The following is a 20,756-nucleotide window of genomic DNA, read 5'->3' on the forward strand; positions in this document are numbered from 1 at the left end:
ATGTCGCAAGACGTCTGATACCTGCGACGTTAGGCTAAGTCATCAATTCTTACAATATTCCGGTGGCAACGATGCCTGTGCTCAAACACCTCAAACGAATGTTCACCGACTGGTTTCTGTGCGGCATGTTGTTGGCGACATTCCTGGCTTATGTGTTTCCACATTTCGGCAGCACCGGCGGTGGGATGCACGCCGAGTGGGTCATCAATATTGGCGTGTTTTTGGTGTTTTTCCTGCATGGGGTCAACCTGTCCAGCGAGCAAATCAGCCACGGTCTGAAAAACATCCGCCTGCATTTTATGGTGCAGGGCTTCACCTTTATCGTCTTCCCGCTGATCTGGGTGATCGCCAACAAGCTGTTGGGTGCGCATATCCCGCCGCTATTGATGCTGGGCTTCTTCTACCTGTGCGCCCTGCCTTCGACCATCTCCTCCTCGGTGGCACTCACCGGCAGCGCAGGCGGCAACGTCCCGGCGGCGATTCTCAACGCCAGCCTGTCCAGTGTGCTGGGGATCTTCATCACGCCCTTGCTGGTCAGCTTTGTGATGGGGAGCGGCGCGGGCGGCATCGACCTGGGTTCAACCCTGCTCGATCTGTGCGCCATGCTGCTGCTGCCTCTGGTGCTGGGCCAACTGGTACGCCCGCTGTTCGGGCGCTTTTTCGCCCGCCACAAGCGCTACACCAACATCTGCGACAAGGTGGTGATTCTGCTGCTGGTTTACGCCGCGTTCTGCAACTCGATGGTCTCGGGGATGTGGCAACAACAAGGCACTTCGGTGATTTTCAGCGCACTGATCGGCAGTGCGGTGCTGCTCGCCGTCATCCTGTGGATGACCACCCGTACTGCTCGCGCCTTGAAGTTCAGCACCAGCGACGAAATCGCCGCGGTGTTCTGCGCCAGCAAAAAGTCCCTGGCTGCCGGTGCGCCAATGGCCGCCCTGATCTTCGGCGCCAACCCTGGGCTGGGCCTGATTCTGCTGCCGATCATGATCTACCACCCGTTACAGCTGATCGTGTGTTCGGTGATGGCTGAAAGCTACGCCACTCGCAGCCGCCTGGAGGTTCGCGCACGCACAACTCCTGTAGCCGCTGAGGAGCGAAGCGAGGCTGCGATCGGGCGCTAAGCGAACGTAAATCCTGAGAACCGGGAGCACCTGACACACCGCACAACCTGACTTTAACGACGACTTCGTCGCCGAACTCAGCCTCGCTTCGCTCCTCAGCGGCTACAAGGGCTCAGGAAGTCAGGGGGGGCAGCTCTCCTACCGCTCAATTATCACCGTCACGCCCTGCCCACCCGCCGCGCAGATCGAGATCAGACCTCGGCCCTGCCCGGCAGTGGCCAGCAGTTTGGACATATTGGTCACGATGCGTCCGCCCGTCGCCGCAAACGGGTGCCCCACCGCCAGTGAGCTGCCTTTGACGTTAAGTTTACTGCGATCAATCGAGCCCAGAGGTGCATCAAGACCCAGACGGCTTTTGCAGTAGGCTGCATCTTCCCAGGCCTTCAAGGTGCACAACACCTGCGCGGCAAATGCCTCGTGAATCTCGTAGTAGTCAAAGTCCTGCAAGGTCAGGCCATTACGCGCCAGCAGCCGTGGGACGGCATACACCGGGGCCATCAGCAAACCTTCGGCCCCATGCACAAAATCCACAGCGGCTGTTTCGCCATCACGCAGGTACGCCAAAACCGGCACCCCCCGCTCCTTGGCCCATTCCTCACTGCCCAGCAATACCGTCGACGCGCCATCGGTCAGCGGCGTGGAGTTACCCGCCGTTAGCGTGCCCTTGGCACTGCGCTCGAACACCGGTTTAAGCGCCGCCAGCTTCTCCAGGGTCAGATCGGCCCGCAGGTTGTTATCGCGACTCAAGCCCAGAAAAGGCGTAAGCAAATCATCTTCCCAGCCCGCGTGATAAGCCGCCGTCAGCGCCTGATGACTGTGCAGGGCCAGTTCGTCCTGCTCGACCCGAGGGATGTTCCAGGCCTGTGCCATCAACTCGCAGTGCTGGCCCATCGACAGCCCGGTACGCGGCTCGCCATTACGGGGAAACTCGGGTTTCAAGAAGCCAGGACGCAATTGCAGCAGGGTTTTGAGCTTATCCACAGGCGTTTTGATGCGATTGAACTGCAACAGCCATTTACGCAGCCCGTCATTGAGACCAATCGGCACATCGGAGGCGGAGTCCACTCCCCCTGCAATGCCGCACTCGATCTGCCCCAGAGCAATCTTGTTGGCCACCAGCAACGCGGCTTCAAGACCGGTGCCGCACGCTTGCTGCAGGTCATAGGCCGGTGTTTGCGGCGACAACCGCGAACCCAGTACACACTCACGGGTCATGCTGAAGTCCCGAGAGTCCTTAAGCACCGCCCCGGCTACCACCTCGCCCATGCGCAGCCCGTGCAGGTGGTAACGCTCGATCAAACCCTCCAGCGCCGCCGTCAGCATGTCTTGATTACTGGCGGTCGCATAAGGTCCGTTGGCACGGGCAAACGGGATTCGGTTACCACCAATAATTGCTACACGACGCAGACTCATAAGATTCACCCTATTCTCTTAAATCCATTAATCGTTACAAGCGTAGGCCTTATCGCTGATAACGAACGACCACGGCATGTTTGTGGTCAACCCTTTGAACCCCAACTGTCGGAGAGTGTTCCATGTCAGACCGTTATATCGACTTCGTCAACTCAGCCCTCGGCCAGCGTCTGGTCGGTGCTTTGGGGCTGCCGTCACCGGGACGACTGGAACGCTGGCAAGCCGGGCGCCTGCGCCCCATCGAAGGGCCTCTGCTGATTGGCGGCGGCGCATTGGCCGAAAAGGTTAACCGCTTCGCTAACAAGCTCACCGATGCGGTGTTCAGCTATGGTCCCGAACCGTTGCTCGCCACGCCGTGGATTCCTGGCCAGGGGCCAAAGCTCAAAGCCGTGGTGTTCGACGCCAGCGAGCTGCTGCACACCGATCAGCTCAAGCAACTGCGCGAATTTTTCCAGCCACTGCTGCGCAGTCTGCAGGACTGCACGCACATGGTGATATTGGGCCGAGCGCCTGAAACACTAAGTGACCCATTCGCTGCCAGCGCCCAACGTGCGCTTGAAGGCTTCAGCCGTTCGCTGGCCAAAGAGCTGCGCAACGCCAGCACCCTGCAACTGCTGTATGTCGGTGAAGGGGCCGAAGACCAGCTTGAAGGCGCACTGCGGTTTTTCCTCTCGCCCAAAAGTGCATTTATCAGTGGCCAGGTACTGCGTCTGAACGCCTGCGCCGCTCAGGTGCAGGACTGGACGCGCCCTCTGGTCGGGCGCAAGGCATTGGTTACCGGCGCCGCCCGCGGGATTGGTGCCTCGATTGCCGAAACCCTGGCCCGGGATGGCGCCGAACTTATCCTGCTGGACGTGCCGTCAGCCAAAAACGACCTTGATGCCTTGGCCGCACGCTTGGGCGGGCGCAGTATCGCGCTGGACATCTGTGCCACCGACGCCCCTGCACAACTGATCGAGCACCTAGCAGACGGCGTCGATATCGTGGTGCACAACGCGGGTATTACCCGCGACAAAACCTTGGCCAACATGACCCCCGAGTTCTGGGATGCGGTGCTCGCTGTCAACCTCAACGCCCCGCAAGTGCTGACCAAAGCCCTGCTCGACAGTGGCACCCTGCGTGCTAACGGCCGGGTGATTCTGCTCGCGTCCATCAGCGGTAGTGCCGGTAACCGCGGCCAGACCAACTACGCCGCCAGCAAGGCCGGGCTGATCGGTCTGGCCCAAGCCTGGGCACCACTCCTGGGCGAGCGTGGGATCAGCATCAACGCCGTGGCCCCAGGGTTTATCGAAACCCAAATGACCGCGCATATTCCCTTTGCCTTGCGCGAAGCGGGTCGACGCATGAGCTCGCTGGGCCAGGGTGGCCAGCCGCAGGACGTCGCCGAAGCGGTGGCCTGGCTCGGCCAGCCGGGTACGGGCGCAGTCAGTGGCCAGGCGCTGCGGGTGTGCGGGCAAAGCATTTTGGGAGCATGAACCATGACTGTGAAGTGGCTCGACCTCAGCAGCCCGCCGCACTTGCCCACGCTGTACACTCGCGCCGCAGCCCGGCGCAAGATCACCGGCAGCACCTTGCCAGAACAGGGGGTGCGCTGTTGGGTCGAGGTTGAAGCCAAGCCATTGGCAGCCTTTCGCGATGTGTGCGCGTTGGGGCCAAGCCCATTACTTCCTCCTACCTACCCCCATGTCCTGGCCTTCGGGCTGCAAATGCAATTACTGACCAGTAAGGACTTCCCCTTCCCACTGCTTGGGCTGATTCATCTGACAAATCGGATTCGGCTACTGCGCCCCATGGGCAACGTGACGCAGCTACGCATCGGGGTATCTGTGCACAACCTGCAAAAGCATCCCAAGGGCGCAACCTTCGATGTGGTGACTCAGGTCGACGACCAGCTGGGACCATTATGGGAGGCCGAAAGCACGCTGCTGTGCAAAGGTGTTGAGCTGACGGGCGAAGTGCCGCAGCCCGTAGTGCCTGCGCCAGTCTCCCTGGGCGAGCTGACCCGCTGGTACGCGCCCGCCGACATTGGGCGCCGGTACGCCAAAGTGTCGGGCGACTACAACCCCATCCACCTCAGCGCCGCCAGCGCCAAACTGTTTGGCCTGCCCAGCGCCATCGCCCACGGCCTGTGGATAGAGGCTCGCGCCCTGGCGGCTCTGAACTCACACCTGCCAGCCGCCAATGTGGAAATTTTCGTCGCGTTCAAAAAACCGGTCCGCTTGCCTGCCGAGGTGATCCTGCTCTGTAGCGAAGCGGGCTCCAGTGGTGACTTCCAGCTCAACGGGCATGACGACCTGGTGCATTTGATCGGTAACTGGCGACCGATCAGTTGATTCATCGCTAATTCCGCTGTGGCAGCAAGCCTGCTCGCGAAGGGTTCGCCGACCTTCGCGAGCAGGCTCGCTCCCACAGGGGGAGTAGTGCCTTTCACTTGCGCCAATGCTCGTTCCGCCGCAAGCTTTGCGCCTTCTGGAGAGCACACCCTCGATGAACCTCGACGAACTCACGCAACGCATGCACCGCATCCGCGATAACAACGACTGGAAGCAATTTCACAGCCCGAAAAACCTGGCCATGGCCGCCAGTGTCGAAATGGCCGAACTGGTGGAAATTTTCCAGTGGCTGAGTGAAGACCAATCCCGTCAGCTCCCCGCCGACAAGCTCGCCCACGCCGGCCAGGAAGTGGGCGATATCGTGCTGTACCTGGTATTGCTGTGCGCCGAGTTGGGCCTGGACATGAATGAAGTGGTGCGCAACAAATTGGCCGACAACGAAAGGCGTTTCAGCAAATGAGTGACCGTCACTTCGATCAACTGGCCACCCGCTTCGCCGAGAAAATCTACGGCGGCGCCAAGGGAGCCATTCGTTTGGCCGTGCTTCAAGCCGACCTCGAACAAACACTGCCCAAGCGCCCGCTGCGGGTGCTGGATATCGGCGCCGGGCTGGGCCATATGTCTTTGTGGCTGGCCCAACAAGGTCACGATGTAACCCTCGCCGAGCCGGCCGCCCCCATGCTTGAAGGCGCTCGACAGCGCTTTGCCGAGGCAGGCCAGACCGGTACGTTTATTCAGGCTCCGTGGCAAGAACTGCTGGGGCAGCTGACCGAACCCTACGATCTGGTGTTGTGTCACGCCGTACTGGAATGGCTGGCCGAACCCCACGCGATCCTGCCTGTTCTGCACCAACTGACGGCCAAGGACGGCTGGCTGTCACTGGCGTTTTACAACCGCGACGCGTTGATCTATCGCAATCTGCTCAAAGGCCACTTCCGCAAAATGCGCAAGAACGACATGGCTGGCGAAAAACAGAGCCTTACCCCGCAACAGCCACTCGATCCACGGGAACTGGCCACGGCACTCGAAGGCATGTGGCAGGTCGAAACCCAAAGCGGCGTACGAGTGTTTCACGACTACATGCCTGTGGAGTTTCAGGCTCGCGCAGAGCTTGATGCGTTGGTTGAAATGGAGCTGGCCCACCGTCGCCATCCTGCCTTTGCCGGGCTGGGACGTTATCTGCATTGGGTTTGCCGTCCGGTTTGAATCGCCTTGGGGAGAACATCATGTATCGCCGCGCTGCCTTAATCGTTTTAAGCCTGGGACTGGGCGCTTGCCAAAGCCCTAACCCATACACCGCAAGTGCCATGCCTATGCCGCCAGCCCCGGCGCAAGCGGCCAATACTCTGGACCTGAGTGCCTACCCCGCGGCACCGCGGGATTACGGGCGCTACCAGAGCTGGGCCTGGCTCAATGGCCGCTTGCCGGTTGGCACGGCATGGGCCGATTCGGCGCAAATCGCCGAAGCCGTGAACAATGCGCTGGACCAGCGCGGCTTGCGCCCGGCACAACCCGGCCGGGCGGCGGACCTGTGGGTCAGCGCTGATTTGCACACTGAAAAACGTCTGCGTCAGGTGCAGGACGACTATGGTTATGGAACCGGATATGGGAACAGTTACGGCCGTTACGGCAACCAGTACGGGATGTACAACTCTGTACCCGTAGTACGCACCTACGAGGTAGAAGTCATGGTGGTGCGGCTCAACCTGTACGACGGCAAAACTGGCCAACCCGTATGGAGTTCCAGTGCAGAAACCAGCAGTAAAGGCAGCCTGAGCGAACGCGGTGACGCCCTGCGCGAATCACTGAACAAGGCAGTGCAGGCATATCCTCCCCATTAAGTTGAAGCGGAGAAAGCATCATGCTACGTCGCATTGCATTACTGGGCCTGGCCCTGCTGCTCAGCGCCTGCGAGACCCTGCAGGTCAGCCACGACTACAACCCTGCGGTCGATTTCGCCAAATTCCAGTCCTGGGCCTGGAAAGAGCCGGCCGTGCAATATCAGCCCAATAGCCCGATGCTCAGAAGCGACCTGACCGAGCAACGAATCATTCAGGCCGTGAGCGCTCAACTTGACCAGCGTGGTCTGCGCCCGGTGGCTGCGGGCAACAAACCGGACCTTCTGGTGCAGGCCTGGCTGATCGTCGCCAACCGCCAGGAACAAGTGGTGACCCATTACGGCTACGGCGGTGCATGGGGTGGACCTTGGGGTGGTTACTGGGGTGGCCCGTGGGAAGGTAACTGGGGCGCACCGATGTACAACGAAACCCGCAATGTGGTCTATCAGGTGGGCACGCTGCAAATTGACCTGATCGATGCCAAAGACGGCAAACTGGTGTGGCGCGGCAGTGCCGAAAAAGTCGTCGACAACAGCCCGACCCCAGCGGAACGCGACGCCGCGATCCGCGACGCGGTAACTAAAATCCTGAGTACTTACCCACCCAAGTAAGCCTGACTGTTTTACACAACACTAACGTGTTCGCGATGTATATAAGTAAGTTGGCATTAATACTTTCGCGAACACGTTAGCTCCCACACTAAATTTTAAGTCATTTATCGTTGGCTTTTGATTAATCGCTCACATCGCGCCTATAAAACTGGCAACTGGCCAGCGCACTGATCACTTATTGGCTACACTCGCTGAAACTTTGAAGAGTTAGCGCTGGTTCATATACCAGCATCAGGAGTGCTCGATGTCTCCCCAACTACGCGGTATGGGTTTCACTGGTCCACAGCAACAGCGTGGCGCAATCGGCTTGATGGCCGCCGTCACCCTTGGCATGGTGCTGCTGTTTATGCTGTTGGTAATCGACAGCGGGCGTTTGTACCTGGAGCAACGCAAGTTGCAACGGGTGGCGGATATGGCTGCGTTGGAAGTGGTGAGTCGGGGGGGCAATTGTATTGACGGTAGCGCCAAGCTCTACGTCGAGCAGAGCGCCAACCTCAATGGCTTTAAACCCGACAGCGTGCAAACGGTAACCCCTACCTGCGGCACCCTGAAGACCGGCAGCGATCAGGTGCGCGTCTTCATCCTAGACGCGAACAAATCCGACGCTATCCGGGTTATTGCAACCACCACCGTTCCCACCAGCGTGGCAGGGGGGTTGTGGAGCATATTCTCGAAGGACGGGTTTAATCTTGATACGAAATTGACAGCAAGTGCTGTAGGAGCTTCGCCAGGTCCTACGTTGGCGCAAATCAGTATTCGAACAACTCTGGCCTCGGTCGACACGGCGCAGTCTCCGCTGCTCAACAATCTGTTCACAGGCCTGTTAGGCGGTAATGTTGCCATCTCGGCCGTTGGCTGGGACGGTCTGGTAAAAGCCGACATCAACTTGCTGCAATACCTGAATCAATTGGCAATCAACTTGGATGTCACTGCAGGGGACTACACCAAACTGCTTAATACCAATGCCACTGTGACTCAGCTTATAAAAGCTGCTGCAACCGCTGCTGCACTCAACGGTGCAACGCTGGATGTTCAAACCGCGCTTGCCAACTTGCAAGTGGCTGCCATCAAGGACACTCCCGTCAGAATTGGCGATTTATTACAACTGCAAACAGGCACCTCAACGGCAGGCATGGATGCGAACCTTAATTTATTTTCAGTGATACAAGCCGCCATTCAAATCGCCAACAAGAACAACGCCGTTTCTGCCAGCCTTCCTGTTAACGTCTTGGGACTCGCCAAAGTTACGACCACGATCAAAGTTATTGAGCCCCCACAATTCTCTGCCATCGGCAACCCGGCCACCGACAGAATATATGTGCGCACGGCCCAAATAAGATCGTTAATCACCATTGAGCTGCCGATTCTCAGCGCGGTAAGTACACTTGTAAATACAGTTTCAGATCTTCTTTCGGGCCTGACTGGGCTTCTTCAGGGGCTTCTCGGCCTCGGCACTACATACAGCTATAAGATACTGCCTTCCCCATTAGTTCTCAGTATCAATCTGGATGCCGGAGGAGCGGATGCCCTGGTGACCGGGTTTACCTGTCCCTCCGGAAGCTCCGGCAGTAAAAGCCTGACGGTTCAGGCAAATACTGCATTAGCGAATTTGAACATCGGACAGATTGATGCCAGCAAAGTTTTTTCCTCTTCAGCCCCAGTGACTGTCACCCCTTTCCCCATCGTCAACATTACAAGCAAAGCCTGCCTCCTCTGCATCACAAAAGATTATGGCGGCGGTGGCATTGCGCTCATGGCAGAGCTACCAATTGCCAAAACACCCAGCACATTGGTTTATTCAGCGGCCACGAACACCGTTCCGCCCAACCTGAAACTCCCGCCCATGGCAAAAAATGCCAGCCCAACCACCAATGTGGTTGCCAGCCTTAAAAGCACGCTAAGCCATGTACCTATTCAGCTGTATGCGCCCGTGGATGGCACGGGCATCCTGAGCGCTCTTGCGACGGGAATAACAACCGCTGTCAATACGACGCTTCTAGCGGTAGTTAATATTGCTTCAGGGTTAATTACAGGGGTTTTGAGCCCTTTGCTCGACCCTATCCTCAACAATGTGCTCTCGCTGCTGGGCATCAACCTTATGGCCACAGAAGTCGATGCCAACCTCACTTGCAACCAAGGCGGTCGTGCCCAACTGGTGCTTTAACCAACAACGCGCCTGTACCTCGTCAGCGGCTACAGGTCAGCTCGCTTCGACCACCGGCAATTCCACGCAGAACCGGGCTCCGTGCCCGGTGTTGCTGACGCTTAGACGCCCGCCCATGTTGTCGATAATGCCGTAGCTCACAGACAACCCCAGGCCTGTGCCCAACCCGATGGGCTTGGTGGTGAAGAACGGTTCAAAGATCCGCTCCAGCAGGCGCGGGTCGATACCACCTGCGTTGTCATCTACCTGCAGGCGCACGCTCCGGGCATCGGACTCGACGCTAAGGACAATCCAGGGCTCAAAGTCGCGGTCAGTTTCGCGCTTGCTCATCAGCGCATCACGGGCATTGACCATCAGGTTGATCAACACCTGCTCAAGCTGATCAATATGGCCACGCACCAGCACGGCACACACCTGGCCTTCGCTGCGCAGTTCCACGCCTTTGCCGCGCAAGCCTTCGCCGAGCAAGGCCACGGAACCTTCCATCGCCTGTGTCGGGTTGAACACTTGCTGTTCGATTTCGGAACGGCGGCCAAACACGCGCAAGTGGTCTACCACACGTGCTGCACGCTGGATCTGCCCATCGATACGGGTAAGTTTTTCGTGCAGGTAAACGAGGGGTATATCACCGCTGCTCAGACGCTTGAGCACGTTAACTACGGCCATGCGGATCACGTTCAACGGCTGGTTGATTTCGTGCGCCAGGCCCGTGGCCATTTCGCCAAGGGTGGCCATTTTTGCGCTGTGGGTCAGTTGCTGTTGCGAGCGGCGCACCTCGGTGTTGTCGCGGCCCACGGCTTGCACTTCCAGCAAGTTGCCTTGGGCGTCAAAGATGCCCCGGTCCGACCATACCCACCAGGCGTATTCGCGACCCGGCAGTTGCAGGCTGATTTCAGCTGAGCTGACGGGAGACTCTGGAGTCAAACCACCAATACGCTGCACAAAAGCCTCGCGCTGTTCGCACGATAGCCAACTGCTCAGGTTGATCCCCGGCAGTTGCTCGGTCGTGCATTCCAGGTAGCTGGCCAGCGGCTGATTGCCGAAGGTCAGGGTCAGGTCAGGCAGGTAACGGCAGATCATGGCCGGCGAATCTTCGACCAGAATCCGATAGCGTTCTTCACTGTTTTTGACCCGCTCGGCGGCTTCGGTGGCCTCGGTGATATCCAGCCACAAGCCGACTACTTCAACGGGCAAGCCCAGGTCGTCGCGCAAGAGCTTGGCCTCGTCCAGCAGCCAGTGATAATCGCCGCGCCGATCGCGCAGCCGATACCGACTACGGGTGCTGCCTTCGCGCAGCAACTGGCGCGTACGCTCAAAATAGTGCTCGCGATCATCGGGGTGGACCCACTCGATCAACGTGGCACCCGTGCATTCTTGTAACGTCCAGCCCAGCAGGGGCTTGAGGCTATCGCTGAAAAATGCAGGCAACAGCGCGCCTTCGACATAACGCTGGACGTAAATCACCGCAGGCGAACTGGCTATCAGGTTGTCCAGCCGAGCATGGGCGGCAGCGACTTGCTGCTGCTGGTTTTTGATGTCGCTGACATCCAGCATAAAACCCACGATGCGCCGTCTCGTGCCGCTCCCCAGCACCTGGCCCTGTATCCGATACCACTGGGTGGGTTGCGCGCTTTGCGTTTGATGCACCCGCGCGAACAACAGCAGATCCTTGCCATGTTCCAGCAGTTCATTAAAGCGGCCACTGAGTTCATCCCGATCAGCAGGATGAAACAGCGCCAACCATGCCTCGCGGGTCAACACCTGCTGTTCGGCTGTAGACGCCAGGCTTGCGGCCAACTGCGGAGCCAGTTGCAACAGCTCGCTGGTTGTCGACCACTCCCACCAGCCCGTGCCCAATAGTCCTTGCAGGGCGTCCATGCGCTCGCGCTGTTGCAGGTGCTGCTGCTCACGCAAGCGATCCAGCAGCGGCGCAGCCAACGTGGCACACACCTGCAGCCAGTCACTTTCGCTCATCTGCGGGCCATGCAAGGAGGCCGGGTAAAAACCCAGCATCAGCCAGGCACACAGGCCTTGCTGATCGCTGTAGGGCACCAGCACGCCGTCGGCATTACCAAACAGGTCGTTGAGCCTCGGGTTGCCGTCGCGCTCAACACGCATGGTCGAGGCCCCACTGAGCGGGTCGAACAGGCTGCCCAGGCTTTGCTCTGGCATCCACAGTTGCGGTGCATCAAAGGCGTGATAAGTGCTGTGCATGTGCCAGGCAGACTGCGCATCATCACGCAGAGCCAATGCCATGCAGGGCACACGCCCATGCTGGGCCACGCTGCGTAGCGCCTCGTGCATCACTTCAGGCAAACGCACCACACTGCACTGGCGCAATTGTGCGCTCAAACCGAGAATCAATTGTGTACAGCGCTCACGGCTGCGGGCCTGCTGGCTGCCGAGTCGTAAGTCGCTGATATCCAGCAACTGTAAAAGCCAGCCCTCGGCCTGAGGCTGAATCCAGCCCCGGGTATGCACCACCCGCAGCCCGGCGCATTGAAAGTCCAGGTCGAGGCTGTGCCCCACCCAGTCTGCCGGTACGCCTTCAAGTGCCTGCGTACTGCCCGGCACCAGATAGCTGAGCAACAAACGCGGTGCGCCGTCGCCGGTAGCCCGCGCCAGGCCGTAACGCTGCAGGCCACGAATCTCAATGACGTAGCCCTGCTGATCGAGCAGCAACTGGATGCCCGTATCGGTACGTGATTGCGGCCCGCTGGATTCAGGCAAGCGCTCGTTGGTCCGCCCCAACAACCGCCCGAACAGCCCTTCACGGGTTGACAAGTTTGACACTCGATTGGGCCATCAGATTGGCTGGCAGGTCAGGCACGGTGATGCTCCCCAGTTTGAGCACAGGCATGATGGAGTTCAGGGCCTCGGCCGGCAGACTAACGCTGGCTGTCAGTATCTTGGTGGCGTCGTTGTAAGAAGCGGCCGGGGCCAGACTGTCTTTCAACGCGGCAGGCACCCAGGTCAGCTTCTCGCTCAGAACGCTTTTGGCCAACGTCTCCACCACACTCCCATAGTTCGCTGCCGCCGGATCAACCGCCATGCTGCGACGCACCGCTTCGGCGGTCGCATTGTTGAATGACTGCATCAGTAACAGCGGCAAGCTGTAGCTGAGCACGCCATAAAGCACCGTAAAAAAAATCACAAACACCAGGGCGAACTCGATCGCAGCGGCGCCTTTCTGCTTTTTGGGAAGTCTTGTTTTCATGACTGCATCTACCCTGACAATCAAAACTAATATCATCATAGAATCACTGGTAAAAAAGGGAGGCCATTTACGTGATTCCGTTATGTGTTGTATTTCTGTGGCTCGCTGCTTGCTCCGTTCAAGACCTTATCCAACGCCAGATTGCCAATATCCTGACCTTTGGGGCGGCGGCTCTGGCGTTGCTGTATTTACTCTGGACAGGCCATACCTGGCTCGGGGCAAGCGCAGCCGAAGGAGGCTGGGCGTTGCTGATTGTCCTGTTGCTGACACTGCCCGGTTATGCACTGAACAAGCTGGGTGCCGGTGATGTAAAACTACTCATTGCACTCGCGCTGGCAACCGATCGTCCGACAGTTCTGGGCACCATTATCGGTGCCGGTCTGTGTGCCGGTGTGTTGTGGTTGCTCGCGTCAAAAGCCCTGCCTTTAGTGAATCAACGAGTTAAGATCCATTCATTTGACATGAAAGGCCTTGCGTCAAAAAAGCATCCCTTTGCGCCCTTCCTGTTAGGGGGATTTACCCTGACAATGGTGCTTCTTAACTAATTGATTTGCGGGGTTAACGCCTTGTACATAGTCGTAAAGTAGGTCTACGTTTAAATCAGTCGCCTCAAATGAGTGGACAAAGAAGTCCCTGATTGGTTTACCAGGAAGGAGAAGCGTGTGAACAAGTCCCAAACTCTAATAAAAATACTCGTGGTAGACGATCAGCCGTTGATTGTCGAAGAGCTGTGCGAGTTTCTGGAAAGCAGCGGTTACCGTTGCGTGCCTTGCAACTCAAGCAGTGAAGCCATCAGTGCCTTCGTTGCCGACCCACTGATAGGTCTGGTGCTGTGCGACCTGCACATGCCAGAAATGAATGGCATCGAACTGACCCAGCACTTGCAAAAACTCGCCGGTAAACACCGCGCGTTTGAAAGCATTTTGCTGACCGGTCGAGCAGACAAACAGGATGTGATCAAAGCCTTGCGTATCGGCATTGCCGACTACTATCAAAAGCCGGTCGATCTGAATGAGCTGCTTGAGGGCCTCCAGCGTCAGGAAGCCAGCTTGCGCGAACGCCACAAGAGCGATCAGCTGGGCCACCTGAACCAAAAACTGCAGAACCTGGCAGAGTCGATTGACGACCTGTATCAAGACATGGAGTCTGCTAGACGCCCTCCGCAATCCGACTATCAACCCTCAAGTCCACAAGACTCAAATGAGGGCACCTGGCAACAGATCCCGACGATTTTCAAACAACTATCGCCGCGCCAACTGGACGTCGCCAAGCTGGTCAGCAAAGGCCAGACCAACTACCAGATCGCCTGCGATCTGGGCATTACTGAAAACACGGTCAAGCTCTACGTGTCTCAAGTACTGCGCCTGACCCACATGAACAATCGCACCCAACTGGCTCTTGCCCTGTCCCCTAATGCCCCTTCCAATCACCACCGACAGACTGCGTATTAATCGCTGACTAGCGGCCTGAATAGCTCGCAAGCCAGCTCCCACAGAATGTGTTGTTGCACAACAACTGTGGGAGCCGGACTAAATCACTAAAACAGCCGCCCCCCCACAAAGTGCACACTCAATTCTGCTTGGCTGTACCCCCTTCATCCTGTTTGTAATACTCGGGAATTGGATGCTTGTAGCTGTCCAACCAGCGTTGCAGGCTTAGCTCTCGCTCTGCCGGGGTGGCAACCTGGCGTATCGGCGATTGGGCCTGACCACTTATCTGAAGCTGCAACCAGTTTTCGGTTTGCTGCTGGTTTTTGGCCGCAGGGCCAGGCTCGATGGCCAGCGCGCCTAGCGGCAGCAGGGCCAACAGCACCCCCACACGAATAGAAAAAGTCATGGCAAACCTCCAACAGATTATTTGATTGCAGCCACCTGGTTGCTGGCTGTCTTGGCTTGGGTCTTCAATTCCTGTGCCCGGGACTGAGCATCACTCACCTGCTCGGGTGTCAATCCGGCACGGGTCACCAGTTCGGCAGCCTGTTTCCACTGATCCTGGTAAATCAGCAAGGTCACCAGATTCAGCGCCGCCAGCGAGTCGTCCTGCTTGAGCTCCAGAGCAGTCAAAAACTCAAACCGGGCCTCATCAACCCGGCGTTGATTGAGGTACACCACCCCCATGTCATTGCGAATCTTGGCATCGGTCGGCGCCAGTCGCGACGCACGCTCAAGATAGGTGGTTGCCAGTGCGTTATCGCCGCGCCCCGCTGCCAACTGGCCTAGCCCATGTTCCCCTTCAGCGGCCAGACACCCCCCCAACAACCCCCGGTACAAGGGTTCAGCTTCACTTCGGCCCAACTGGCGATAGATCCGCGCCTTGCGTAGTTGTACCTGCGCGGAACGCTCCGGCAGGTTTTGCAGATTGGCCAGGCTGGCGTGCAGCTTGCCCTCCTTGGCCATGTCATCCGCCAGGTTCAGCGACAGTTCCTGCTCGCTACTCAATTTGGCGCAGCTACCGCTCATGGCCAGCCACGGCGGATTGCTCTGCCCCCCTGTCGCACAGCCACCCAGCATCAGCAGCCCACACACGACGATGACAAGTTTCATGCTCATACTCCTGATCAAGAGGCAAAGGCTCGTGAGATCGCGACAAAACTCGGCCCGGCCAATACGATCATTAGCGCGGGGAACAGAAACACCATCATCACTACCGACATCTTGGCGGACATCTTGGAGATGTATTCCTCCATACGTGTCATGCGCCGATCGTCGAGCAACTCCTTGAGCGCCTGCAGCGATTTCATCGCGCCGCCACCCTGTTGAATCAACTGCAGCAGGATCACGCAGGTGTCATTGAACTCATCTACTTCCAGCAAGCTCGCGGTCTTGCTCAGCTCCTGGCTCAACTCCAGCCCCGAGTCCACTCGGGCCAGCACTACCCGCAACTCGCCAGTCAGCACCGGCAGCAGTTGCCTGGCCTCCTGGCTCAGCACGCGTAACGCCTGTTCAACCGCCATGCCCGACTCAAACAGAATGCGCAGTAACGGGATAAAGGTTGAAACCTCCACCGCCACTTCCTGCTGCCGTTGTTTCGCCGCGTAGGCCAACAACCGCTTGGGGATCAAATACCCCAATGCCAAAGCCAACAGCAGTACCGCCAACAGGTTGCCTGCCTTGGGAAAGAACAACTCATGCCCCAGAAACACCAGCCCGGCAAAGGCCACCGGCGTACATACCTGAAAGGCGGCAAACAACGAACGCTGACTGGCCGTGCGCCAACCCACGCGGTTGAGCAGGATCTGGGTCTCGTTATCCAGCGAAACCGAGCGCTGACCAAACTTGCTGTTGCCCACCGCCCGCATCCACAGGCTGAGTTTGCCCGGCCCGGTCTTGTCACCTTCCAGGCGCTGCATCACCCGCTGCTGACGCAGGCGATCCTGGATCACGTTGTTTAGCAACAGCGCCATAGCGCCCAACAGTAAAACTGCGCAAATCAAATAGGCCATGTCATACGCTCCGCACCATGCGCCACAGCGCTAGACTGCCAAATACCTGCATGGCCAAGGCCGATAGCAGCAAGTGCTGACCACTAATGTCTTGCCACATCTTGACCATGTAAGTCGGGTTGGTACCCAGAAAAAAGCCGCACACCAACAGCGGCAACAGGCCCAGTACCAGCGCCGTCACGCGGGTTTCACCCGTCATGGCCTTCAACTTGCGGGCCCCTTGTTCACGCTCTCGAATCAGCACGATCAGGTTGTCCAGCAACTCACTGGCGTTACCGCCGTAGCGATGGTTAACCTTCAGGCCAAGGGCAAACATGCGAAATTCATCGCGCTCATACAGTTCGGCAAAGTCCTGCACCGCCTCGGGTAAACTCGCCCCCAACTGCACATTTCGCGACACCCGGCTGATACTGCTTTTGAGCGGATCACGGGATGAATCTATGGCATGCAGTACCGCATCGACCAAGGTGCGCCCCGCCTTCAGGCTACGGACACAGTGATCGAGCAACTGTGGCAGCTGTCCCACCATGCGCCCCACCCGGCGGTGATATCGCCATCTGACAAATAGCCACACCAACAACGGCGGCAACACCAGCAGCGCGAGTAAAAACACCCAGCCACCGAGCAAACCACCCACCACTACCGCAGCGGCCCAGAGCCCCAACCATAAACCCAGGCGTTCGGAAGGGCGGCCCAGACCGGCCTGTAAAAAAGCCCGATCCAGCCAAGCCACGCCCTGGATCTTTTCCGCCAGTTGCGGCTGGTCGACACCCAGACGGTCCAGCACCCGGCTGGTAGTCGGGTCACGCAGAGCGCGGTACACCAAGCTCAGCGAAAACGCGAACATCAAAAAGCTGATGGTAAAAAGCAGTAAGGCCGGGATCATGGGTGCACCTCAGCCGTGAGCATTCAAAATGGGATCACGACGCAACTTGTCGCCTGCCGGGTTCACGGCTTCACGCATAAAGCCAAAACCAGTGCGCTTATCCAGCCGGAACAGGGTGTTGGTCACATACACATCGTCACGCACCCCCACCACCTCCAGCACCTCACTGACACAACGCCGGCCATCCGGCATACGCGTGAGCTGGATGATCACGTCGAGTGCGGCGCAGATCATCTGGCGCAAGGTTTTTTCCGCCACTGTGCGGCCCGTCAGGCCGACCAGAGTTTCCAGACGCAACAACGCATCCTGCGCGGTGTTGGCGTGCACGGTGCTCATCGAACCATCGTGACCGGTGTTCATCGCCGTCAACACATCAAGCACTTCCACACCCCGGATCTCGCCGAGGATGATGCGGTCCGGACGCATCCGCAGGGCGTTGCGAATCAAGTCGCTGGCTTTGACTTCGCCATGCCCTTCGGCATTTGGCGGACGCGTTTCAAGGCGTACTACGTGAGGGTGACCCAGCTGCAATTCAGCCACGTCTTCGATGGTGACCAGCCGTTCGTGAGGGTTGATCAGCTGGCTCAAAATATTCAGCAGTGTGGTTTTACCGGTGCCAGTACCGCCGCTGATCAAGATATTGCAGCGCTTGCCCACCGACTCCTGGAAAAACTCGAAGATCGACTGGTCGATGGTTTGCATCGCCACCAGGTCGCTGCTTTTAAGCATGTCCTTGCGAAACTTTCGAATCGACAGGCAAGGACCATCCAGCGCAATCGGCGGAATGATCGCGTTCACCCGGCTGCCATCGGGCATGCGCGCATCGACCATCGGCGAGGATTCGTCCAGGCGCCGACCCAGCGGTGCCAGGATGCGCTGCATGACCCGTTCGACGTGATGATCGTCGATAAAACGCAGGTCGCTTTGACTCAGCAAACCCTCGCGCTCAACGAACACCCGATACGGGCCGTTGACCAGAATTTCGGTAACGGCAGGGTCTCGCAGCAGTACTTCAAGCGGGCCGAAACCGGTCAATTCATCGACGATTTCTTCGGCCAGCCGCTCCATCTCATAACGGGAAATAGCCAGGTGCAGGCGCGACACATACTCCGCAACCCGCTCGGTGACAAACTGCGCCAGAACCAGACGCGAATCCTCCAGCAGGTTTTTCCCGGTCTCCTCAATGGCATCAATGATGTAGCGATGCAGTACCAGTTTCAGCCCGTCGTGATCCGCATGACCGTCTTTGTACAGGCCAGAGCCGAACAACTGTTCATTGGTCATTTTGAGCCCCACAGGCGGTTCAACCACATAGCAGGCCCGGACGATACCTGCCCGGGCAACTGCGAACGCCTGGATAGCCGCTCACCGAGTTTTTTCAGGCCCAGACTCAGGGCTTCTCGCGGGCCCAGATCAAACAAGGTGGCGGCCTGATTTTTGGCATTGATCCGCAGTTCCGGGCTCAACGGCAGCGTTGCCAGAACCGGGAAGCCAAAACTCTTGGCCAGCGCGTTGGCATCAGGTGCCACACCGCGCAGATAACGATCGACCAACAACCCCGCGTGCTCCAGCTTCATGCCCTTGGCGCGCCAAAGGCTGAGCACGTCCAGGTTACGACGGCAGTCGAGCACACTTTGGTCGGTGTACCAGAGCAGGGTGTCGCAATGACTGACGAACGTGCGTAATGCCTCACTGTCGGGCTGCCCCGTGAGGTTCACCACAATGTGCTGAAAGTGCTGACGCAAGGCGCTAAGCAACATATACAACTCGGCAGCGCTGGTAAGTTCCAGAGGCTCGTCGTTGTCACTGTGGGCCAAAATCCGCAGACCGCCCGCGGCCTTGGTAAAGGCGCTGTCAATCAAGGTGCTGTCCAGGCGTCGCAGATGGCGCAAGGCATCGCCAAAAAAGAACGAACTCTCAAGCCCCATCAATGCCAGGCCATCACCACGGGGCACACCCAGGTCCAGGAACAGGGTTTTTTGATCATGCTTTTGCACCACCAGCCCCAAGTGGCTGGCGAGCAACGCGCCGTCGGCATTGCATTGCGCACTGAACAGCACACTCAGGCCACCCAGCTCAGCATTCGGCGCGACTGCAGGCAAGCGCTTGCTCAAGCGCCGAACCAGCCCCGCCACCTCACTGGAACGCGAACCGTAGGCCACAAAATCCCTGGCGCCCGCACGCATGGCGTTCAGCACCAACTGGTTGTCCATGCCGTCGCCCAGGGCAACTATGGCCAGCATCGGTTTGGCTTCCAGTGCGCCTTCAATCAGCGCGCACTGGGCCACCACCTTGTCGCGGTCCAGGCCGACAAAAATCAACCCGGCAAAGGTCACATCCACCAATGCCAGCAGTTCGTCCAGGCTACTGCTGCCTGCACCTACCACTTGCCCCAGCGGCGCCAGCGCACCTTGCAACCATTCAAGATCGGTGTTGTTGCGCGTTAGCGCGAGAAACGTCTGGCTCAGGTTTTGGCTCATTGTGATAACCCACTACGGCGATTGGCATTGCCGTTGTCGAGGAAATACAAGCGATACCAGTTAGGGTCGTAATTGCGTAGATTTTCACCGGGCAAGGACGGCAGCTGCGCATTGGCCGCCAACGGTTGAACCAGGTGCGGCGTCACGATCATCAGCAGCTCTTTCTCTTCGCGACTGATGTTGGAGTCGCGGAAAAACGCGCCAAGAATCGGGATATCTCCCAGCCCCGGGAATTTATTCACCTGTGAGGTATTGCGCGAACTGATCAAACCACTGATCACAAAGCTCTCGCCGTCGGCCAGGGAGATGCTGGTGTCCGTACGACGAACCGTAAGGCCCGGTACTAGCGTCCCGGCGATATTCACCGCATTTGTGTAGTCCAGTTCACTAACCTCTGGCGCCACTTTAAGCATGACGCGATCACGCCCGACCACGGTTGGGGTCAGCGTCAGACGGATACCAAACTCCTTGTACTCGATCGAGACGTTATCGCTGCCGCTGCTGGGCACAGGAATCGGCACTTCACCACCAGCGAGAAAGGTCGCACTCTGCCCGCTCATTGCCACCAGGCTTGGTCGCGCCAGGGTGTAGGCAAAACCGCTGCCTTCCAGAGCGTTGATCATGGCCTTGACCTTGCCACCGCCAAAACCGATGTTGAAATACTTGCTGTTGGCAACAGGACCGCCCGTGATCACCCCCTCAGCCGTACTGAGGAATGAACCCGGAGAGCCGAACAAAAAGTTGCTGCCCATACCAAAGATCGAGGTACTGGCTTCCTGCAACTTGGTGCGGCTGACTTCGACAAAGCGAATATCGGTTTGTACCTGTACCGGCAGCGTGGAGTCTTCTGACGGTGACAGTGAGGCACTGGTAAAGCCCCCGGTGGCCTTGCCCTTGACGAATATCATGCTCTGGCGAGGGGTTTTCGAGCAGGCGGTCCAAACCATCAGGCTGGTAGTACCTGGCGCCATGCCGGTGAGCAAAAAGGCATTACTGCCATTGGCGTGAACATCGGCGATGGTCGGGTCACCCACCGCAATACGGGAAATGCTGACTGGCGAATCCAGTGCCTGCTGGCCACCCTGGGCCACTTCCAGTACCGCTGGAAACTGGCTGAGTGCCGCGCAATTATTTGGAACGGCCAAGGCCATTTCGAAAGGCAGGCTGCTCAAGATCAGAGTCCAGACAGCACGCTTGTACAACGGAACGCAACGATGGCTCATGCTGGGCTTCCTTGAAGATCAGGAT

General features: G+C 58.3%; 20 protein-coding genes. 10 read left to right on the forward strand and 10 right to left on the reverse strand.

Annotated features, from left to right (window positions below; translation table 11 throughout):
* Nucleotides 1–71: 71 nt before the first annotated feature.
* Complete coding sequence (locus V6L79_RS00150) at nt 72–1,124, forward strand: bile acid:sodium symporter family protein (RefSeq protein WP_338579648.1); 1,053 nt, start codon at nt 72–74, stop codon at nt 1,122–1,124.
* Between the two features lie 138 nt (nt 1,125–1,262).
* Here V6L79_RS00150 and V6L79_RS00155 read toward each other — a convergent pair whose 3' ends face one another.
* Nucleotides 1,263–2,537 (reverse strand): acetyl-CoA C-acetyltransferase, encoded by a 1,275-nt coding sequence (locus tag V6L79_RS00155; protein WP_338579649.1) that lies wholly within the window; start codon nt 2,535–2,537, stop codon nt 1,263–1,265.
* 122 nt (nt 2,538–2,659) lie between these two features.
* Here V6L79_RS00155 and V6L79_RS00160 point away from each other — a divergent pair, with 122 nt between their 5' ends.
* From V6L79_RS00160 to V6L79_RS00190, 7 genes are all read left to right on the forward strand, one after another.
* Nucleotides 2,660–4,012 (forward strand): 3-oxoacyl-ACP reductase, encoded by a 1,353-nt coding sequence (locus V6L79_RS00160; RefSeq protein ID WP_338579650.1) that lies wholly within the window; start codon nt 2,660–2,662, stop codon nt 4,010–4,012.
* A gap of 3 nt (nt 4,013–4,015) precedes the next feature.
* Entirely contained in the window at nt 4,016–4,870 is an 855-nt protein-coding gene (locus V6L79_RS00165) for a MaoC/PaaZ C-terminal domain-containing protein (protein WP_338579651.1), read from the forward strand.
* Between the two features lie 154 nt (nt 4,871–5,024).
* Nucleotides 5,025–5,330: a nucleotide pyrophosphohydrolase gene (locus tag V6L79_RS00170; RefSeq protein ID WP_261739868.1), complete on the forward strand. Its 306-nt coding sequence runs from the start codon at nt 5,025–5,027 to the stop codon at nt 5,328–5,330.
* Nucleotides 5,327–6,076, forward strand: coding sequence for a methyltransferase domain-containing protein (locus V6L79_RS00175; RefSeq protein ID WP_261739869.1), 750 nt, complete (start codon nt 5,327–5,329; stop codon nt 6,074–6,076). Before V6L79_RS00170 ends, V6L79_RS00175 begins: the two co-directional genes overlap by 4 nt.
* 20 nt (nt 6,077–6,096) lie before the next feature.
* Nucleotides 6,097–6,711 carry a DUF4136 domain-containing protein gene (locus V6L79_RS00180; protein ID WP_261739870.1) on the forward strand — a complete coding sequence of 205 codons (615 nt, stop codon included), beginning with the start codon at nt 6,097–6,099 and terminating at the stop codon, nt 6,709–6,711.
* A gap of 20 nt (nt 6,712–6,731) precedes the next feature.
* Nucleotides 6,732–7,319, forward strand: a complete 588-nt coding sequence (locus V6L79_RS00185) for a DUF4136 domain-containing protein (protein ID WP_261739871.1) — start codon at nt 6,732–6,734, stop codon at nt 7,317–7,319.
* Nucleotides 7,320–7,563: 244 nt separating this feature from the next.
* On the forward strand, nt 7,564–9,483 hold the full coding sequence (locus tag V6L79_RS00190; RefSeq protein ID WP_338579652.1) for a pilus assembly protein TadG-related protein: 1,920 nt from the start codon (nt 7,564–7,566) through the stop codon (nt 9,481–9,483).
* A gap of 36 nt (nt 9,484–9,519) precedes the next feature.
* On the opposite strand, the gene V6L79_RS00195 is transcribed toward V6L79_RS00190, so the two are convergent.
* Entirely contained in the window at nt 9,520–12,267 is a 2,748-nt protein-coding gene (locus V6L79_RS00195; protein ID WP_338580291.1) for a PAS domain S-box protein, read from the reverse strand.
* On the reverse strand, nt 12,254–12,700 hold the full coding sequence (locus tag V6L79_RS00200) for a TadE/TadG family type IV pilus assembly protein (RefSeq protein ID WP_321837208.1): 447 nt from the start codon (nt 12,698–12,700) through the stop codon (nt 12,254–12,256). Before V6L79_RS00200 ends, V6L79_RS00195 begins: the two co-directional genes overlap by 14 nt.
* 71 nt (nt 12,701–12,771) lie before the next feature.
* On the opposite strand from V6L79_RS00200, the gene V6L79_RS00205 reads away from it, so the two are divergent.
* Both V6L79_RS00205 and V6L79_RS00210 read left to right on the forward strand, forming a co-directional pair.
* On the forward strand, nt 12,772–13,245 hold the full coding sequence (locus V6L79_RS00205) for a prepilin peptidase (protein ID WP_261739874.1): 474 nt from the start codon (nt 12,772–12,774) through the stop codon (nt 13,243–13,245).
* 117 nt (nt 13,246–13,362) lie between these two features.
* Nucleotides 13,363–14,151: a response regulator transcription factor gene (locus V6L79_RS00210; RefSeq protein ID WP_321834725.1), complete on the forward strand. Its 789-nt coding sequence runs from the start codon at nt 13,363–13,365 to the stop codon at nt 14,149–14,151.
* 118 nt (nt 14,152–14,269) lie between these two features.
* On the opposite strand, the gene V6L79_RS00215 is transcribed toward V6L79_RS00210, so the two are convergent.
* The 7 genes from V6L79_RS00215 to V6L79_RS00245 are packed head-to-tail and all read right to left on the reverse strand — an operon-like array spanning nt 14,270 to nt 20,731.
* Entirely contained in the window at nt 14,270–14,536 is a 267-nt protein-coding gene (locus V6L79_RS00215; protein ID WP_261739876.1) for a DUF3613 domain-containing protein, read from the reverse strand.
* A gap of 17 nt (nt 14,537–14,553) precedes the next feature.
* Nucleotides 14,554–15,243: a lipopolysaccharide assembly protein LapB gene (locus V6L79_RS00220; protein ID WP_261739877.1), complete on the reverse strand. Its 690-nt coding sequence runs from the start codon at nt 15,241–15,243 to the stop codon at nt 14,554–14,556.
* Between the two features lie 14 nt (nt 15,244–15,257).
* Complete coding sequence (locus V6L79_RS00225) at nt 15,258–16,142, reverse strand: type II secretion system F family protein (RefSeq protein ID WP_261739878.1); 885 nt, start codon at nt 16,140–16,142, stop codon at nt 15,258–15,260.
* Nucleotide 16,143: 1 nt separating this feature from the next.
* Complete coding sequence (locus V6L79_RS00230; RefSeq protein ID WP_321834727.1) at nt 16,144–17,028, reverse strand: type II secretion system F family protein; 885 nt, start codon at nt 17,026–17,028, stop codon at nt 16,144–16,146.
* A 9-nt stretch (nt 17,029–17,037) separates the two neighbouring features.
* Nucleotides 17,038–18,312, reverse strand: a complete 1,275-nt coding sequence (locus V6L79_RS00235) for a CpaF family protein (protein ID WP_261739880.1) — start codon at nt 18,310–18,312, stop codon at nt 17,038–17,040.
* Nucleotides 18,309–19,508, reverse strand: a complete 1,200-nt coding sequence (locus V6L79_RS00240) for a pilus assembly protein (protein ID WP_261739881.1) — start codon at nt 19,506–19,508, stop codon at nt 18,309–18,311. The genes V6L79_RS00235 and V6L79_RS00240 overlap by 4 nt, the downstream gene beginning before the upstream one ends.
* Nucleotides 19,505–20,731 carry a type II and III secretion system protein family protein gene (locus V6L79_RS00245; RefSeq protein WP_321834731.1) on the reverse strand — a complete coding sequence of 409 codons (1,227 nt, stop codon included), beginning with the start codon at nt 20,729–20,731 and terminating at the stop codon, nt 19,505–19,507. Before V6L79_RS00245 ends, V6L79_RS00240 begins: the two co-directional genes overlap by 4 nt.
* Nucleotides 20,732–20,756 lie beyond the last annotated feature (25 nt).

Origin of the sequence: Pseudomonas sp. ML2-2023-6, from assembly GCF_037055265.1 — a bacterium.
Taxonomy (GTDB): Bacteria; Pseudomonadota; Gammaproteobacteria; order Pseudomonadales; family Pseudomonadaceae; genus Aquipseudomonas; species Aquipseudomonas kulmbachensis.

Coding starts and splice junctions, on each gene's coding strand:
- V6L79_RS00150 (WP_338579648.1), top strand. CDS start 72: ATGCCTGTGCTCAAACACCTCAAACGAATGTTCACCGACTGGTTTCTG.
- V6L79_RS00155 (WP_338579649.1), bottom strand. CDS start 2,537: ATGAGTCTGCGTCGTGTAGCAATTATTGGTGGTAACCGAATCCCGTTT.
- V6L79_RS00160 (WP_338579650.1), top strand. CDS start 2,660: ATGTCAGACCGTTATATCGACTTCGTCAACTCAGCCCTCGGCCAGCGT.
- V6L79_RS00165 (WP_338579651.1), top strand. CDS start 4,016: ATGACTGTGAAGTGGCTCGACCTCAGCAGCCCGCCGCACTTGCCCACG.
- V6L79_RS00170 (WP_261739868.1), top strand. CDS start 5,025: ATGAACCTCGACGAACTCACGCAACGCATGCACCGCATCCGCGATAAC.
- V6L79_RS00175 (WP_261739869.1), top strand. CDS start 5,327: ATGAGTGACCGTCACTTCGATCAACTGGCCACCCGCTTCGCCGAGAAA.
- V6L79_RS00180 (WP_261739870.1), top strand. CDS start 6,097: ATGTATCGCCGCGCTGCCTTAATCGTTTTAAGCCTGGGACTGGGCGCT.
- V6L79_RS00185 (WP_261739871.1), top strand. CDS start 6,732: ATGCTACGTCGCATTGCATTACTGGGCCTGGCCCTGCTGCTCAGCGCC.
- V6L79_RS00190 (WP_338579652.1), top strand. CDS start 7,564: ATGTCTCCCCAACTACGCGGTATGGGTTTCACTGGTCCACAGCAACAG.
- V6L79_RS00200 (WP_321837208.1), bottom strand. CDS start 12,700: ATGAAAACAAGACTTCCCAAAAAGCAGAAAGGCGCCGCTGCGATCGAG.
- V6L79_RS00215 (WP_261739876.1), bottom strand. CDS start 14,536: ATGACTTTTTCTATTCGTGTGGGGGTGCTGTTGGCCCTGCTGCCGCTA.
- V6L79_RS00220 (WP_261739877.1), bottom strand. CDS start 15,243: ATGAAACTTGTCATCGTCGTGTGTGGGCTGCTGATGCTGGGTGGCTGT.
- V6L79_RS00225 (WP_261739878.1), bottom strand. CDS start 16,142: ATGGCCTATTTGATTTGCGCAGTTTTACTGTTGGGCGCTATGGCGCTG.
- V6L79_RS00230 (WP_321834727.1), bottom strand. CDS start 17,028: ATGATCCCGGCCTTACTGCTTTTTACCATCAGCTTTTTGATGTTCGCG.
- V6L79_RS00235 (WP_261739880.1), bottom strand. CDS start 18,312: ATGACCAATGAACAGTTGTTCGGCTCTGGCCTGTACAAAGACGGTCAT.
- V6L79_RS00240 (WP_261739881.1), bottom strand. CDS start 19,508: ATGAGCCAAAACCTGAGCCAGACGTTTCTCGCGCTAACGCGCAACAAC.
- V6L79_RS00245 (WP_321834731.1), bottom strand. CDS start 20,731: ATGAGCCATCGTTGCGTTCCGTTGTACAAGCGTGCTGTCTGGACTCTG.